Below are 14,533 nucleotides of genomic sequence, written 5' to 3' on the forward strand. Positions count from 1 at the left end.
ATCAGCACTCTCCCCCCTGTGTCCGGGCCGGCCGGAGCGTTCTCCGGCCGGCCCGGCCCGATATCCCCGGAGGACTTCATGACCAGCAGTAACCCCGCCGCCACCGGCACCACCGCGGGGCGGCGGACGCTGCCCATCTGGCAGGTCGTGGTGGGGAGCGCCCTCGTCGCCGCCGTCGTCGACGTGGTCATCCTGCTCATCGGCGACGCCGCGGGGGCCTCCCTGGTCCTCGAACTCAACGGCGAGCCGGACAAGATCGGTGTCGGCGACGTCGTCTTCATCTCCGTCGTGGCGCCGGTGCTCGGCATCCTCGTGACCCTGCTGCTGGCCCGCTGGAGGCCGGTGTTCCTGCGCGTGGGCCAGGCCGTGGCCGGCGCGGTGGCGGTGCTCACCGCCGTCGGTCCCCTGGTCCAGGACACCGACGGCGGGACGGCGGCCACCCTCATCCCGATGCACCTGTTCGTCGGTGTCGTGGTGGTGGCCGCTCTGGAGATCATCCGCAGGTCCAGGGCCTGACAGCCCCCGGGGCCGCACGGTGGCCTCGCGGTAACCTGCCGGCTTCCGCGGGGCCGGCCCCGTCGGCCGGGTGCCGCCCCGCTCCCGGCCGACGGGGCCGGACATGAAAGAAAGACCGCCGGTCGCCGTTGACCGGGCAGTCCTTCCAGGAGACGGCGCGCCGGATCAGGCGGTGCCCAGGCGGAAACCGACGCCGCGGGCCGTGACGATCCAGCTGCTCGATCCCAGCTTGCCGCGCAGGCTGCTGACATGGGTGTCGATGGTGCGGCCCGGCTCGGACCTGGAGTCCCGCCACACCTGCGCCATGATCTGCTTGCGGGTGACGACGCTGCCCGGCCGCGAGGCCAGTAAGTACAGCAGGTCGAACTCCTTCCGCGTGACCTCGATGGGCCGGCCGTCCAGGCGGATCTCCCTCGTGCGCGGGTCGATGCCCAACAGGCCCACGGTGATGGCCTCGTCGGGCGAGGCGGGCTGCCGCAGCGACCTCCGCATGACCGCCTCGATACGCGCGATCAGCTCGGCCAGGCTGTAGGGCTTGGGAACGTAGTCGTCGGAACCGGCCCGCAGGCTGAGCACCCGGTCCAGTTCGGAGTCGCGGGCCGTCACGACGATGATCGGCACATCGCACAGGGCCCGGATGCTCCGGCAGAGTTCGACGCCGTCGAGGTCGGGGAGGTTCAGGTCGACGAGCAGGAGATCGGCGTTCCGGTACTGCTGGAGGGCCTGCGCTCCGGTCGGCACGCTCTCCGCCTGGTAGCCGTGGCGCCACAGGTCGTGGGTCAACTTCTTCGCCACCTGCGCGTCGCTCTCCACGGCGAGCACGCGCACGGTCTTGCGGGATCTGCGTACCTCTGGTCTGAAGGACGCGGCACGCGCCGGCAACTGATGCGGAATACGCGGTTCAACAAGCCTTATGGACTGATGCCCCATACGAGCTGTCCCCCACTGTCCATTCGATTGAGCGGAGCGTCGAGCCAACCTCAAATCACGTCCGCAGGAAGCCTACCGACGAAACTCCTCATCCGTCAAAGCTACTTATTGGACGGATCAGGCATTAATCGAGAACGGAAACTCCATCGAAACACGGGGGATTCGGCGCGCTATTGATCGCCTGCGGGCACCTACCACTTGTCGCAGGCCAGAGCGTTTCGCCCGGTCGCCGGACCATTGCACCGTGGCCGGTTTTCATTGATCCAAAAGGCCCTTACTCCCGGATCTCGCGCGAGAGTAATTGAGGCGTCAACCGCATCACTCTTCACGCAAACCTGTTCCAGCATCCGATATACATCGTACGCACCTGCGCGTACGATGTATACGAGAGCTGGGTCACACCGGCCGCCCTCCCACGGAACGCGGGCCGGCCCCAATCGTCGAGTGGGCCGGCCGGTAGGGCTGCGCGCGGCGGACAGGCGCGCCTGCCCGGCGCGGAGGGTCAGGCGCCTTCCGGTTCGCTGAGGTCGACGCCCTGCTCCCGGGCCAGGAGCAGGGCCCGCTCGATGAGTGTCTCCACGAAACGGCGCCCCGCAGCGGGAGGCTCAGCCCTTCGAGCGCCGCGGTGACCTCCTCGGCCAGTTTGCAGACACCGACCTGCGCGTGCCCGCGGGAGGGGCAGGAGACGATCCCCAGGCCGCGGTCACGCAGGCCGAGCGAGCCGAGGGTCGATCCGCATGCCCGCCTTGATCTCCTCGACGGGCGGGGCGGACAGCGGGACCCGGACCGTGTCCCCCATGCCCTCGCTCAGCAAGGCGCCGAAGGCCACCGGCGACTTGATCGTGCCCTTGAAGGCGGGTCCCGCCTCGGTAACCCGAGGTGCAGGGGGTAATCGCTGCGCGCGGCCAGCAGGCGGTAGGCGTTGACCATGACCACGGGATCGTTGTGCTTGACGGAGATCTTGATGTCCCGGAAGCCGTGCTCCTCGAAGAGCCACGTCTCCCGCAGCGCGGACTCCACCAGGGCCTCGGGCGTGGCCTTTCCGTACTTCTTCAGCAGCCGGGCGTCCAGCGATCCGGCGTTCACCCCGATACGGACCGGAATTCCCGCGTCCTTGACCGCTCCCGCGATCGCCTTGACCTTGGCGCCGGACTTCCGGATGTCGCCGGGATTGACGCGGACCGCGGCGCAACCGGCGTCGATCGCCGCGAACACGTATTTCGGCTGGAAGTGGATGTCCGCGATCACCGGAATCCGCGATTTCCGCGCGATCCGCGCGAGGGCGTCCGCGTCGTCCTGCGAGGGCCAGGCGAGGGCCAGGCGAGGGCCAGGCGACCCGGACGATCTGGCGGCCGGCGGCGGTGAGTCAGGCGATCTGGCGGAGCGTCGCCTCGATGTCCGCGGTGACGGTGGTGGTCATCGACTGCACCGACACGGGGCGTCCCCACCCATCGGTACGTCGCCGACGGGCACCAGCGGGAGCGACGCGGGCTGTTCGCCGGCGCGTGCCAGGATGTCGACGGGGCCGGCCCGCTCCAGCGCGGGCAGGTCCGGAGCCCTGGCTGGTGCCCGCGGGCGAACTCCGGCTGCTCCCCTGATCCGCCCACCGCCCTGCCGTGGGGCACGGCCGCCCGCGTGTCGTTTCTCCCCTTTCTTATTTCTTACTTGTCCAGATTGTCCAGTCGGTCTAGTCCGTCGCGTGCGTGCCGTCCCTGCCCGTCCCGTCCGCCCAGTCCGTGCCGGCCGCGAAGTCCGTCTCCCCCGGTCCGGGCGTCGCCGTCTCGCCGAGGAGACTGTCGAGCACGGCCGCCGGGTCCCGGCCGGGGGTACCGCGCGGCCACCAGTCCTCGGCCTCCGGCTCGGACTCGTATCCGTACCAGATGCCGTCTCTGCCCATGCGCAGCTGGTGCCGCCCGCCCGGCCGGGTCAGCCGGTTGTGCCAGGGGCGGTACGGGGCGTGCCCGTACGCGAGGAGCAGGGGTCTGGCACGGTCGAACGGGCCGGCGGGCGGGTCCCACGGTTCGCCCTCCAGCATCTCCAGGGCCTCGGCCCCGCCCCGTCGCCAGGCCGCCACGGCCCGCATCAGGTCGGTCGGTGTGCGCCCGGCGGCGACGGCGAGGCGCGCGTACAGCGTGCGGCCCGAGGAGGTGAGGCCCGAGCCGGGCCGGGACGCGGCCAGCCTGACCGCGTCCTGCCACAGGCTCAGGCCCGCGACCGGGTCGGTACCGGTGCGCAGGAAGGTGAGGGCGCGGGACGCGGCGTCGCTCGCCACCTGATCGAGGGCCAGGGGGTCGGGACCGCCCACCGCCGCCGGATAGGGCGGGGGCGGATCGACCCGGTCGAGGCGGGGCAGCGGCGGGGGCAGGGGGCGCAGCGGACGGGACAGGGCCTCGGCCGCGGGCATGCCGGGCAGCCGCTCGGCGCGGCCCTCCTCCTCCGCGGCCAGGTGGGCGTGGCGCCGGGTCAGGTCGTCGATCAGGTCCTCCTCGCCCCGGCCGCGCAGCAGGAGCAGGACGAAGGGGTCCTCCGCGATCAGCCGGCCGACGCGGTACGCGAGGGCGGCGGCGTGTTTGCAGGGCCGGGCGGTGTCCGGGCAGCTGCACTCGGGCACGGGCTCACCGGCCGAGGGCGGCAGGGCGGAGCCCTCGGCGGTCAGCAGCGCGGCGGGCAGCTCCTTCTCCAGCAGGGCCGCGAGCCGTTCGGGCCGGGCGGCGAGCGCGTCGAGCAGCGGGTCCCACTCCGCCTCGCCGAAGGTCCGCAGTCGCAACCGGGCGCGGTAGGGCCTGGCCCGGCTGCCGTGGACGTAGGCGAGCGCCTGCCCGGGGGTGACGGTGACGGCGGCGACCTGACCCTGTTCGTCGTAGCGCCGGCCTCGTTCGAGGCGGCCCGGATCGGCGGACAGGCCGGCGACCGCCTCCTCCCACGCACGGGACCACACCGTCGCGGAGCCTTCGCCGGGGTCGCCCGCGGGGGCGTCGGCCGGGAAGGTGCGGCGGGGTCCGCCGGGAGGCGTGCTCGCGGCCTGGCGCCTCGCGCGGGGGCGGGCCGGGGCGGACTCGGCCCCGGTGGGCACGGTGACGCGCGAGCGGGCGAGGGCGGCGGCCGACAGGAGGGGGTCGGCGGCGCCCGGCGGGGCGGTGGGCGCAGAGGGGGCCGCTGGAGCGTCGGCGCGGGAGGCTTCGCGCGCGGCTCTGGGCCGCCCGGCGCGCGCCGGGCGGTGGGGCGGCCGGTCGTCCTCGCGCCCGTCACCCTCCTCCGTGGGCTCGGGTGTGGCCGGCTTCCGCTCCGCCGGCTCTTGTCCGGGTGGCTTCTGCGCGGTCGCCTCCCGTTCCGCCGGCTTCCGTTCCTCAGGCGCTCCTTCCGCCGGCTTCCGTTCCTCAGGCGCTCCTTCCTCAGGCGCTCGTTCCGCTGACGCCTGTGCCGCCGGCTTCCGCGCGCCCGGATCGTCCGCGGCTGCCTGTCGCGCGTCGGGCCCGCTGTTTCGCGCGATGCTCGCGCGCAGGGCCGCGCGGGCCGCGTCGCCGGGGCGCGGCCCAGGCTCCTCGCCGGGGCCGGGGGCGGTGGCTGCCGGTGCGGAGGGCGCGGGGGCGGGCCCACCGGTTCCGAGTGCTCTGATCTGCGCGCGTACCCGGTCCGCCGGGTTCTCGGACGCGTCTTCCGGCGAACCGGCAGGGGCGGTGCGGTGGCGCGCCCCGGCCGAGGCTCGGGCACGCGCGGCCGGACCCGTGGGACGCCCGGAGGCGGCACGGCGGGGGGTGCGACGGATCGCGGCGCGGGCCCGCTCGGCGGGCGAGGGCCCGCCGGTCGAGCCCCCGGCACCGGGCTCGGGCTCGGGCCCGAACTCTGTTTCGCGCTCGGCCCCGGGTTCCGTTTCGGGCTCGGGCCCGGGTTCGTGCTCCGATCCGGTTTCGAGTCGCGAGCCGAGTCCGGCTTCGGCTTCGGCTTCGGCTTCGGCTTCGGCTTCGGCTTCGGCTTCGGGCGCACGGTCAGCGGACGCGCGGTCAGCGGACGCGCGGTCAGCCGGTGCCGCGTCGTCGGCCTGGCCGGAAGGCCGCCTCGCGTCGTCCGTCCCGGCGGGTGCCTTCTCGTCGCCTGCCCCGGCGGCGCCCGGGGCCTCGGAGCGCCGTGGAAACGCGTGCGCGTCGTCGGCTGTCACGGCTGTCTCCTCAGTGACACGAGGTCGGCCAGGTCCCGGTCGGTGAGTTCGGTCAGGGAGGACTCGCCGCCTCCGCCGAGCACCGCGTCGGCGAGCGCCTGCTTGTCGGCGAGCATCGCCGCGATGCGGTCCTCGACGGTGCCCTCGGTGATGAGCCGGTGGACCTGGACGGGCTGGGTCTGGCCGATGCGGTACGCGCGGTCGGTGGCCTGGTCCTCGACGGCCGGGTTCCACCAGCGGTCGAAGTGCACGACGTGCCCGGCGCGGGTCAGGTTCAGCCCGGTACCGGCCGCCTTGAGCGACAGGACGAGAACAGGGGTGCGGCCCGCCTGGAACCGGTCCACCAGCCGGTCGCGTTCTGCCACAGGCGTACCGCCGTGCAGGAGTTCGGCGGGCAGCGCCCGGCGCGACAGGTGCTCGGACAGCAGTCCCGCCATGCTCACGTACTGGGTGAACACGAGCGCGGAACCGTCCTCCGCGAGGATCGTGTCGAGGAGCTCGTCGAGCAGGGCGAGTTTTCCGGAGCGGCCGGCGAGCCGGGCGCCGGGGCCCTCCTTCAGGTACTGCGCGGGATGGTTGCAGATCTGTTTGAGCGAGGTCAGGAGCTTGAGGACGAGGCCACGGCGGCTCATGCCCTCGGCCGCCTCGATGGCCGCCATCGACTCGCGGACCACGGCCTCGTACAGCGCGGCCTGTTCCCGGGTGAGCGGGACGGGGCGGTCGGTCTCGGTCTTGGGCGGCAGTTCGGGGACGATGCCGGGGTCGGACTTGCGGCGGCGCAGCAGGAACGGGCGGATCAGACGGGCGAGGCGTTCCGCGGCCTCCGGGTTCTCCAGGTGTTCGCCGTTCTCCACGGCGCGGGCGTGCCGGGCGCGGAAGGTGGTGAGCGGGCCCAGCAGCCCGGGGGTGGTCCAGTCGAGCAGCGCCCACAGCTCCGACAGGTTGTTCTCGACGGGGGTGCCGGTGACCGCGATCCGGGCGGCGGCCGGCAGGGTGCGCAGCGCCTGGGCCGTGGCCGACCGCGGGTTCTTGACGTGCTGGGCCTCGTCGGCCACGACCAAGTCCCAGTCCCGCGCGGCGAGACGGGCGGCGGAGCTGCGCAGGGTGCCGTAGGTCGTGAGGACGAAGCCCCCGCCGAGCAGGTCGAGGTTACGTTCGCCGCCGTGGAAGCGGCGCACCGGGACGCCGGGCGCGAAGCGGTTGATCTCGCGCTGCCAGTTGCCGAGCAGGGAGGCGGGGCACACCACGAGCGTCGGACGTTCACCGGGCAGCCGGGACCTGCTCAGGTGCAGGGCGATGACGGTGACGGTCTTGCCGAGGCCCATGTCGTCGGCGAGGACCCCGCCCAGGCCCAGCGAGGTCATGAGTTCGAGCCAGGCCAGGCCGCGCGCCTGGTAGTCGCGCAGGGTCGCGTGGAGGCCGGGGGGCGGCTCGGCGGGGCGCAGTCCTGCGGTGAGCCGGTCGCGCAGGGTGGCGAGGCTGCCGGTGGGGACGGCGTCGACCGTCTCGCCGTCCACCTCGGCGGTGCCGGTGAGGGCGACGGTGAGCGCGTCGAGGGGGTCGAGCAGGCCCAGTTCGCGTTTACGGGCCCGGCGCACCAGCTCGGGATCGACCACCACCCACTGGTCGCGCAGCCGGACCACGGGGCGGTGGGCCTCGGCGAGCTGGTCCATCTCGGCCTCGGTCAGCTCCTCGCCGCGCAGCGCGATCTGCCAGCGGAACCGGAGCAGCGCCTCCGTCTCCAGGAAGCCGGTGCCGTCGGTCGCGGAGCCGGGGGCGGGGCGGACGACGGCGGTCGCCGTGAGGTCCTGGGCGAGGTCGCGGGGCCAGTGCACGGCGACGCCCGCCGCGTCGAGCCGGGCGGCGGCGCGACCCAGCAGGTCGTGCAGTTCCTCCTCGCTGAGGGCGAGCACGCCGGGGACGTCGAGGTCGGCGAGGCGGGCCAGCGGGGGCCAGACCCGCGCGGCGCGGCGCAGGGCGAGGGCGGCGTCGACGCGGGCGCGCGGGCCGAACCCCGTACCGCCGTCCCCCTCGCCGGTCCACAGCGTGCTCGCGTCGGTCACCAGGGTGGGGTCGGCGAGGCTGTGGACCTGGACGATCGCGGCGCCTCCGGGCCGTTCGGCGGCGTCCTCGGAGGCGTCGAAGAGGGTTTCTGCGGCGAGGTCGAGCCGCAGCGACACGCGGACCCCGCTGTCGGTGCCGGCCGCCGCCTCGGCCGCCCAGTCGCGGGCGCCGGGCAGCCGGACCGGTTCGCGGGCGGCGAAGGGGGCGCCCGCGGCGTGCGGGGCGGCCGGGGTGCGCGGCAGGGTGTCGGCGACCGCGTCGAAGAAGGCCCGCACCAGCGGCTCGGGAGCGGGCAGGCGCGGGGCGCCGGGGCCCGGCAGGGGGTGGGCGAAGCCTTCGGCGGGAAGAGCGGCGGCGAGCGCCCGCAGGTGGGCGGTGTCCTGGGCGTCAAGCGGTCCGGCCCGCCAGGTGTCGAGATCGCCGGGGGCGAGCCCGGGGACGAGCCGGCCCCGGGCCACGAGGCGCAGGGCGTGCAGGGCGGCGGCGCCCCAGCAGGCGGTCGCGGGGTGCGCGGAGGCGGTGGAGGTCGCGGCGACGAGCACCGGGAGGGCCTGCTCCATACCGAGCAGCAGGACCGGGACCTCTTCGGTGCGGGGCTGTCCGTCCTCCCCCGCGCGCACGACGACGAGGGTGCTCTCCCGGCCTTCCCCGGTGGCGGGCGGGGCGGCCCCGGACGGGTCCCAGAGGGCGAGGCGGCTCTCACGGCGCAAGGGGGCGGGGAGGAAGACGGCGGCGGCCCGCGACAGGTGCGCGGCGGCCTGGGGGCGTGCGGGAACGCTTGCGTCGCGCGCCGTGCTCATCGCCACCTCCGCCCGGTCCCGTCCGACCGCTAGTCCCGTACCCGCCGTCCACGCGGCCGCGCTCCCCGTGCGGGGAGGCGCCCTGGCGGGCCACCGTGCCCGGCCCGCCCCTGGTCACAGGGCCGGACTGTCGCTCCCGACTCTACGGGCGGGCTCGGACAATCCGGTCGGCCCGTGTCCGGGCCGCCCGCCCCCGGGCCGCTCCGGCCCGGCTAGGGGGTCGTGTCGGACACCACGTACACGATGGGGTACTTCTTGTCGGTGCGGTCCACCGTGACGTCCTGGGTGGGTCTCGGGTCGTCCTGGTGGTGGACCAGCCCGGTCCATTTCACGCCCTTGTCGAAGCTCCACCCGGTGATGTCCCGGTCGCGCTTCTTGATCGTGACGCCCGGCCGCAGATCGCTCTTGGAGCGGTCGAGGGTGTGCAGGAACTTCCTGAGCCCCTTGTCGGTCGTGCGGAACTGGACGTAGAGCCGGCTGGCGCGCCAGTTGTTGGTCTCGTAGTACGCGACGAAGGACGACACCCCGCCCTTCGGGATGTCCACCTCGTAGATGCGCCGCTGCACCTTGGAGGGCCAGCCCGCGGTGAGCCCGGTGGCCGAGTACTTGTCCTCCTTGTCGCGCCCGCTGTCGCGGCTCTGCGCGGCGGAGATCAGCAGGTAGCCGGCCGGCACCCCGATGAGCAGCACGATGATGAGCAGGGTCAGGGAGCGGCGCCGGATCATCCCGGAGCGGGTCTCGGGCGCCCTTTCCCCGTGGGGTGGGCCCGGTTGCTGGGGGACGCTCACGTGAGTCCCCGGGTCGTGCCGGTGCGGTCGTCCGCCTGGGTGTAGCGCTCGTAGCGCTCGACCCGGCGGCGGTTGGCGCGCCGGAAGCGGCGGGCGACCAGCCGGGCGAGGTCGGCGGCGCCGACCATGCCGGCCTCCGGGCCGAGCTGCGCCTTCGCGATGCGGGCCTCGGGGCGGTAGCCGCGTCCGGTGAGGTGGCGGCGGAAGGCGTCCCTGGCGGGGCCGATGAGGAGGTCGTCGGCCGCGCTGACCCCGCCGCCGATGACGAAGCACGAGGGGTCGAGGGCAGCGGCCAGGTTGGCGATGCCGACGCCGAGCCACTGGCCGATGTCCTGGAGGAGTTCGACGCACATCGCGTCGCCGGAGCGGGCCAGTTCGGTGATGAGGGGGCCGGTGATGTCGCCGACGTGGCCGCCGACCCGGTCGATGATGCCGTGGGCCACCGGGGAGTCGGCGGCGGCCAGCTCGCGGGCCTCGCGCACCAGGGCGTTGCCCGAGCTGTACTGCTCCCAGCAGCCCCGGTTGCCGCACGGGCAGCGGTGCCCGCCGGGGACGACCTGCATGTGGCCGAACTCGCCGGCCACCCCGAACTTGCCGCGTTTGACCCGGCCCTCCTCCAGGATCGCGCCGCCGATCCCGGTGCCCAGGGTGATCATCACCAGATGGTCCTCGCCGCGTCCGGCGCCGAAGCGCCACTCGGCCCAGGCCGCGGTGTTGGCGTCGTTGTCGACCATGACGGGGACGGCGAGACGGCCCGAGAGGCGGTCGCGGAGCGGCTCGTTGCGCCAGGCGAGGTGGGGGGCGAACAGCACCCGGTTGCGTTCGGCGTCGACCCAGCCGGCCGCGCCGATGCCGACCGCGTGCACGTCGTGCCGGTCGGAGAGGTCGAGGACCAGTTCGGTGATGGTGTCCTCGACGACCTTGGGGCTCTTCGACTTGTCGGGCGTCTCGGTGCGGAGCGTCTCCAGGATCTGGCCGTCCGCGTCCACGACGCCGGCCATCACCTTCGTACCGCCGATGTCGATACCGACCGTCGGGACGCGGGGAGCGCTCAGGTGGGAGCGCCGCTCACGGGTCCCGACGGTGCGCGTGCGCAGGACGGTGGCGCGGGCGGAGCCGCGATACGTGCTCATCGGGTCCCTGCTGGATCTCGGGGGTGGTCGGCCGGCGGGCCGGCGGCGGACGGTGCCCACCGGCCCTCGATTGTGCCATTGCCCGTCGCGTCGCCGGACTCAGCCGTGCGGGGTACTCAGACCCTCGGCGTGCCGGGTCCGCCGAGCTGGGGCGCGGGGGTGCGCTCCAGTTCGTGGCTCAGCTCCTCCAGCTCGGAACCGCCCGCCATCTGCCGGGTGAGTTCGTCGAGCGTGATCTCGTCCCTGCGGTGGCTGCCCGCCATGGTGCCGCGCTTGAGGAGCACGAAACGGTCCCCCACGAGGTAGGCGTGGTGCGGGTTGTGCGTGATGAGGACGACGCCGAGGCCCGCGTCGCGGGCGGCGGCCACGTACTTGAGGACGACGCCGGACTGCTTGACGCCGAGCGCGGCGGTGGGCTCGTCGAGGACGAGGACCTTCGCGCCGAAGTAGACGGCGCGGGCGATGGCCACGCACTGGCGTTCGCCCCCGGAGAGGGTGCCGATGGGCTGGTCGACGTCGCGCAGGTCGATGCCCATGCGGAGCATCTCGGTGCGGGTCGTCTCGCGCATGAACTTCACGTCCATGCGCTTGAGCGGCCACACGCCGGTGACGGGCTCCGAGCCGAGGAAGAAGTTGCGCCACACCGGCATGAGCGGGACCACGGAGAGGTCCTGGTAGACGGTGGCGATACCGAGGTCGAGCGACTGGCGCGGCGAGGACAGCCGGGTGTCCTCCCCGTTGAAGCGGAAGGCGCCGGCGTCGTGCTGGTGCAGACCGGAGATGATCTTGATGAGGGTGGACTTGCCGGCGCCGTTGTCGCCGAGCACGCAGCTGATCTCGCCCGCGCGCACCTCCAGGGAGACCCCTTCGAGGGCGCGCACGTTGCCGTAGTACTTACTGACGTCGTCCAGCTCGACCAGCGGCGGCGCGCTCTCCTGGAGGGCCGCCGCCTCCCCGGTGGGCTCGCCCGCCGCGGGGTTCTTGTCGTTCGTCGTCATGAGGTGGCCTCCGCACGCTTGCGCACCCACGCGTTGAGCAGGGCGGCGAGGAGCAGCATCGCTCCGAGGAAGAACTTGTACCAGTCCGGGTTCCACTCGGCGTAGACGATGCCCTTGCTGGTCATGCCGAAGATGAGGGCGCCGATCGCGGAGCCGATCGCCGAGCCGTAGCCGCCGGTGATCAGGCAGCCGCCGATGACGGCCGCGATGATGTAGATGAACTCGTTGCCGACGCCCTCGCCGGACTGGACGGCGTCGAAGGAGAACAGCAGGTGCTGGCCGACGATCCAGGCGCCGAAGGAGATGCCGAGGTACAGGGCGATACGGGTCCGGGTGACGGGCACGCCGACCGCGCGCGCCGCGTCCTCGTCGCCGCCGATCGCGAAGACCCAGTTCCCCGCGCGGGTGCGCAGCAGAATCCAGGTGCCCACGGCGACGAGGGCGATCCACCACAGGATGGTGACCTTGAAGTCGACCCCGCCGATCGTGAGGGTCGAGGCGAACAGGGAGCGGGCGGAGGAGAAGCCCTCCATGTCGGCGATGGTCTTGGTCGAGACGCCGCCGCTGATGAGCTTGGTGAGGCCGAGGTTGAGGCCGGTCAGCATCAGGAAGGTGCCGAGCGTGATGATGAAGCTCGGCAGTTTCGTCCGGCTGCGCAGGTAGCCGTTGAAGAAGCCGATGGCGAGCGTGACCAGCAGCGACACCCCGACGCCGACCCAGACGTTGGCGGTCATCTGGTAGCTGAACATCGAGGAGACGAGCGCCGAGGTGGTGACCATGACACCGGCCGACAGGTCGAACTCGCCGCCGATCATGAGCAGCGCGACCGGCACCGCCATGATGCCGATGGTGGAGGCCGCGTACAGCACGGTCGCCAGGCTGGTGGTGCGCAGGAAACTGTCGGCGAAGACCGAGAAGAAGACGAAGACGGCGACGGCGCCGACGACCGAGCCGAGCTCCGGGCGACGCAGCAGCTTGCGCAGCGTGGAGGTGCGCAGCACGCGCTCGTCGCCCCGGGGTGGTTCGCTGTGCGGGGTGGGCGCGGGGGCGGTGGCGGTCATCGGGTCTCCCGCTTCGTGTACTCCTCCAGCGCGGGGGCGTCGGCCTGCGTGATGATCTGCGGTCCGGTCAGCACGGGCCTGCCGCCGCCGAGCACGTCGGCGTTGTAGCGGTAGAGCCACAGCAGGTCCACGGCCTGGTAGCCCTGGAGCCAGGGCTGCTGGTCGACGGCGAAGCCGAGCTTCTTGGCCTTGAGGGAGGCGGCCACCTTGGCGTTGAGGTCGAAGGTGTCGACCTCGGCCTTGCTGCCCGCGCCGTCCTTGGCCTGGACGGCGGCGTCGGCGAAGGGGGCGCCGAGGGTCACGACGGCGTCGATGTTCTTCTCGGACTGGAGCTTGGCCTCCAGGGACGCCTGGACGTCGGGCATGTTGGTGCCGGTGACGTAGATGTTCTCCATCGTGCCGTCGAAGGTCTTCTTCGCTCCGGCGCAGCGCTGCTCGTGGCCGACGTTGCCCTGCTCGTGCAGGACGCACAGCGCCCGCTTCCTGCCGCGCTTGTTCAGCTCCTCGCCGACCGCCTCGCCGGCGATGGTCTCGTCCTGGCCGATGTGGGTGAGGGCGCCGAACTTCTTGGAGTCCTCGGAGCCCGAGTTCACGGTGATGACGGGGATGCCGGCCTTCTCGGCGCGGGCCACGGCCGCCTTCATCGCGCCGGGCTTGGCGAGGGTGACGATGATGCCGTCGACCTTCTTGTCGACGGCGGCGTCGACGAGCTGGGCCTGCTGCTGGCCCTGGTCGTTGTGCGAGTACAGGAACTTGATGTTGTCCTTGAGCGCGGCCTGCTTGGCCCCGTTCTGGACGATGTCCCAGAAGGTGTCGCCGTCGCCGGAGTGGGTGATCATGGCGAAGGTCCAGCGCGGGGTGTCCACCGCCGCCCTGCCGCCCGCGGCCGCGGCCTTGCGGGCGTCCTCCGCGCGCTTGCCGCCGGTGCTGCTGCAACCCGCGAGGGAGAGTCCGAGCGCCGCTGCGACCGCGACGCTCACCCAGGTCCGAAACCGTGCCACGAGGACATGCCCTTCTTCGTCTTGCCGTATGTGCGGATGGAGCGAGGCCGGGATTACCGTCCTGGCTGCGGGCGGCGCGGGCCGCCCCGACCGACCAAGTATCGTGCACGCGCCAAAAGGGCGTGCGCGGCGGGTCCCGGGCCGCCCCGGCGGCCCCGCCGAGTTGTAGCGGGGCGCGGTGGCCCGCGTCAATCGGCACGAGGCGCCCGCCCGGGGCAGGGCCTCGCGCCCGTGGGGGCCCGAGAAGCCCGTACCCGGCGGGCGGGCGGGCTCAGTGGCTGACCAGGAGCCGGAAGTCGAAGGAGTAGCGGCCGGCCCGGTAGGTGTGCGCTCCGTACTCGACCGGGCGCCCTGTGTCGTCGTACGTGATCCTGCGCATGGTGAGCAACGCCGCACCGGGCCGCTCGTCCAGCTCCCGGGCCTCCTCGGGGGCGGCGACGGTCGCGCCGACGGACTGGCGGGCGCTGTGCAGGGTGATCCCGGCGGCCCGCATGAGCCGGTAGAGCCCGGTCGCGGCGAGCCGCTCGGCCTCCAGGTCGAGCAGTCCGGGGGGCAGCGCGTTGCGCATCCGGGCCAGGGGTTCGCCGTGCGCGAGCCGCAGCCGGTCCACGAGCTGGACCTCGCTGCCCTCGGGTACGGCGAGGGCGGCGGCGGTCTCGGCGTCGGCGGGGCCCGTGGTGACCGACAGGACGCAGGTCGCGGGCCGCTGACCGGCGGACTCCAGGTCGTCGTAGAGGCTGCTGAGTTCCATGGGGCGCCGGACCCTGCTGTGCACGACCTGGGTGCCGACGCCCCGGCGGCGGACCAGGAGGCCCTTCTCGACGAGGGTCTGGATGCCCTGGCGCACCGTGGGCCGGGACAGGCCGAGCCGGGCGGCCAGTTCGATCTCGTTGCCGAGGAGGCTCCCGGGGGTCAGGCGGCCGTCCTCGATGGCCGCCTCCAGCTGCCGCGCGAGCTGGTAGTAGAGCGGTACCGGGCTGGAGCGGTCCACGCCGAGAGCGAGCGGCCCGCCCGGCTGCCTCACTGGTCTGGCCATGGGTCCCCCACTGGTTCGGACACGGGGGCGAGGGTAGTGCGGCGGGGTCG

Annotated in this window: 10 protein-coding genes and 1 pseudogene; 1 reads left to right on the forward strand and 10 read right to left on the reverse strand. The window is 73.3% G+C overall.

All coding sequences use genetic code 11. From position 1 onward, the window contains the following. Positions 1 to 78 precede the first annotated feature (78 nt). Entirely contained in the window at positions 79 to 516 is a 438-nt protein-coding gene (locus ACFYMP_RS22485; protein ID WP_388860457.1) for a DUF6069 family protein, read from the forward strand. A 165-nt stretch (positions 517 to 681) separates the two neighbouring features. On the opposite strand, the gene ACFYMP_RS22490 is transcribed toward ACFYMP_RS22485, so the two are convergent. The 10 genes and pseudogenes from ACFYMP_RS22490 to ACFYMP_RS22535 form a co-directional block, all read right to left on the reverse strand. Next, positions 682 to 1,344 carry a response regulator transcription factor gene (locus ACFYMP_RS22490; protein ID WP_388860460.1) on the reverse strand — a complete coding sequence of 221 codons (663 nt, stop codon included), beginning with the start codon at positions 1,342 to 1,344 and terminating at the stop codon, positions 682 to 684. Positions 1,345 to 2,028: 684 nt separating this feature from the next. Beyond that, positions 2,029 to 2,898, reverse strand: a pseudogene (ispG, locus tag ACFYMP_RS22495) (flavodoxin-dependent (E)-4-hydroxy-3-methylbut-2-enyl-diphosphate synthase); the annotation flags it as partial. A 235-nt stretch (positions 2,899 to 3,133) separates the two neighbouring features. Beyond that, the gene (locus ACFYMP_RS22500) at positions 3,134 to 4,384 is read right to left on the reverse strand and encodes an SWIM zinc finger family protein (protein WP_388860463.1); all 1,251 of its coding nucleotides are present in this window, start codon (positions 4,382 to 4,384) and stop codon (positions 3,134 to 3,136) included. A gap of 1,214 nt (positions 4,385 to 5,598) precedes the next feature. After that, a complete protein-coding gene (locus ACFYMP_RS22505) occupies positions 5,599 to 8,466 on the reverse strand; it encodes a DEAD/DEAH box helicase (RefSeq protein WP_388860466.1) in 2,868 nt (955 codons plus the stop codon). Positions 8,467 to 8,678: 212 nt separating this feature from the next. Continuing rightward, positions 8,679 to 9,191, reverse strand: a complete 513-nt coding sequence (locus ACFYMP_RS22510; protein ID WP_388860469.1) for a sugar kinase — start codon at positions 9,189 to 9,191, stop codon at positions 8,679 to 8,681. Positions 9,192 to 9,250: 59 nt separating this feature from the next. Beyond that, complete coding sequence (locus ACFYMP_RS22515; RefSeq protein ID WP_388860472.1) at positions 9,251 to 10,387, reverse strand: ROK family glucokinase; 1,137 nt, start codon at positions 10,385 to 10,387, stop codon at positions 9,251 to 9,253. A 116-nt stretch (positions 10,388 to 10,503) separates the two neighbouring features. Continuing rightward, positions 10,504 to 11,385 carry an ATP-binding cassette domain-containing protein gene (locus ACFYMP_RS22520; protein ID WP_388860474.1) on the reverse strand — a complete coding sequence of 294 codons (882 nt, stop codon included), beginning with the start codon at positions 11,383 to 11,385 and terminating at the stop codon, positions 10,504 to 10,506. After that, entirely contained in the window at positions 11,382 to 12,446 is a 1,065-nt protein-coding gene (locus ACFYMP_RS22525; protein ID WP_388860477.1) for an ABC transporter permease, read from the reverse strand. The genes ACFYMP_RS22520 and ACFYMP_RS22525 overlap by 4 nt, the downstream gene beginning before the upstream one ends. After that, positions 12,443 to 13,447: a sugar ABC transporter substrate-binding protein gene (locus ACFYMP_RS22530; RefSeq protein ID WP_388860480.1), complete on the reverse strand. Its 1,005-nt coding sequence runs from the start codon at positions 13,445 to 13,447 to the stop codon at positions 12,443 to 12,445. The genes ACFYMP_RS22525 and ACFYMP_RS22530 overlap by 4 nt, the downstream gene beginning before the upstream one ends. A 271-nt stretch (positions 13,448 to 13,718) precedes the next feature. Next, positions 13,719 to 14,483, reverse strand: coding sequence for a GntR family transcriptional regulator (locus tag ACFYMP_RS22535; protein ID WP_388860483.1), 765 nt, complete (start codon positions 14,481 to 14,483; stop codon positions 13,719 to 13,721). Positions 14,484 to 14,533: the final 50 nt, after the last annotated feature.

It is taken from the genome of Streptomyces sp. NPDC007088 (genome assembly GCF_042869355.1).
GTDB lineage: Bacteria > Actinomycetota > Actinomycetes > Streptomycetales > Streptomycetaceae > Streptomyces.

Coding starts and splice junctions, on each gene's coding strand:
- ACFYMP_RS22510 (WP_388860469.1), bottom strand. CDS start 9,191: ATGATCCGGCGCCGCTCCCTGACCCTGCTCATCATCGTGCTGCTCATC.
- ACFYMP_RS22505 (WP_388860466.1), bottom strand. CDS start 8,466: ATGAGCACGGCGCGCGACGCAAGCGTTCCCGCACGCCCCCAGGCCGCC.
- ACFYMP_RS22485 (WP_388860457.1), top strand. CDS start 79: ATGACCAGCAGTAACCCCGCCGCCACCGGCACCACCGCGGGGCGGCGG.
- ACFYMP_RS22520 (WP_388860474.1), bottom strand. CDS start 11,385: ATGACGACGAACGACAAGAACCCCGCGGCGGGCGAGCCCACCGGGGAG.
- ACFYMP_RS22515 (WP_388860472.1), bottom strand. CDS start 10,387: ATGAGCACGTATCGCGGCTCCGCCCGCGCCACCGTCCTGCGCACGCGC.
- ACFYMP_RS22525 (WP_388860477.1), bottom strand. CDS start 12,446: ATGACCGCCACCGCCCCCGCGCCCACCCCGCACAGCGAACCACCCCGG.
- ACFYMP_RS22535 (WP_388860483.1), bottom strand. CDS start 14,483: ATGGCCAGACCAGTGAGGCAGCCGGGCGGGCCGCTCGCTCTCGGCGTG.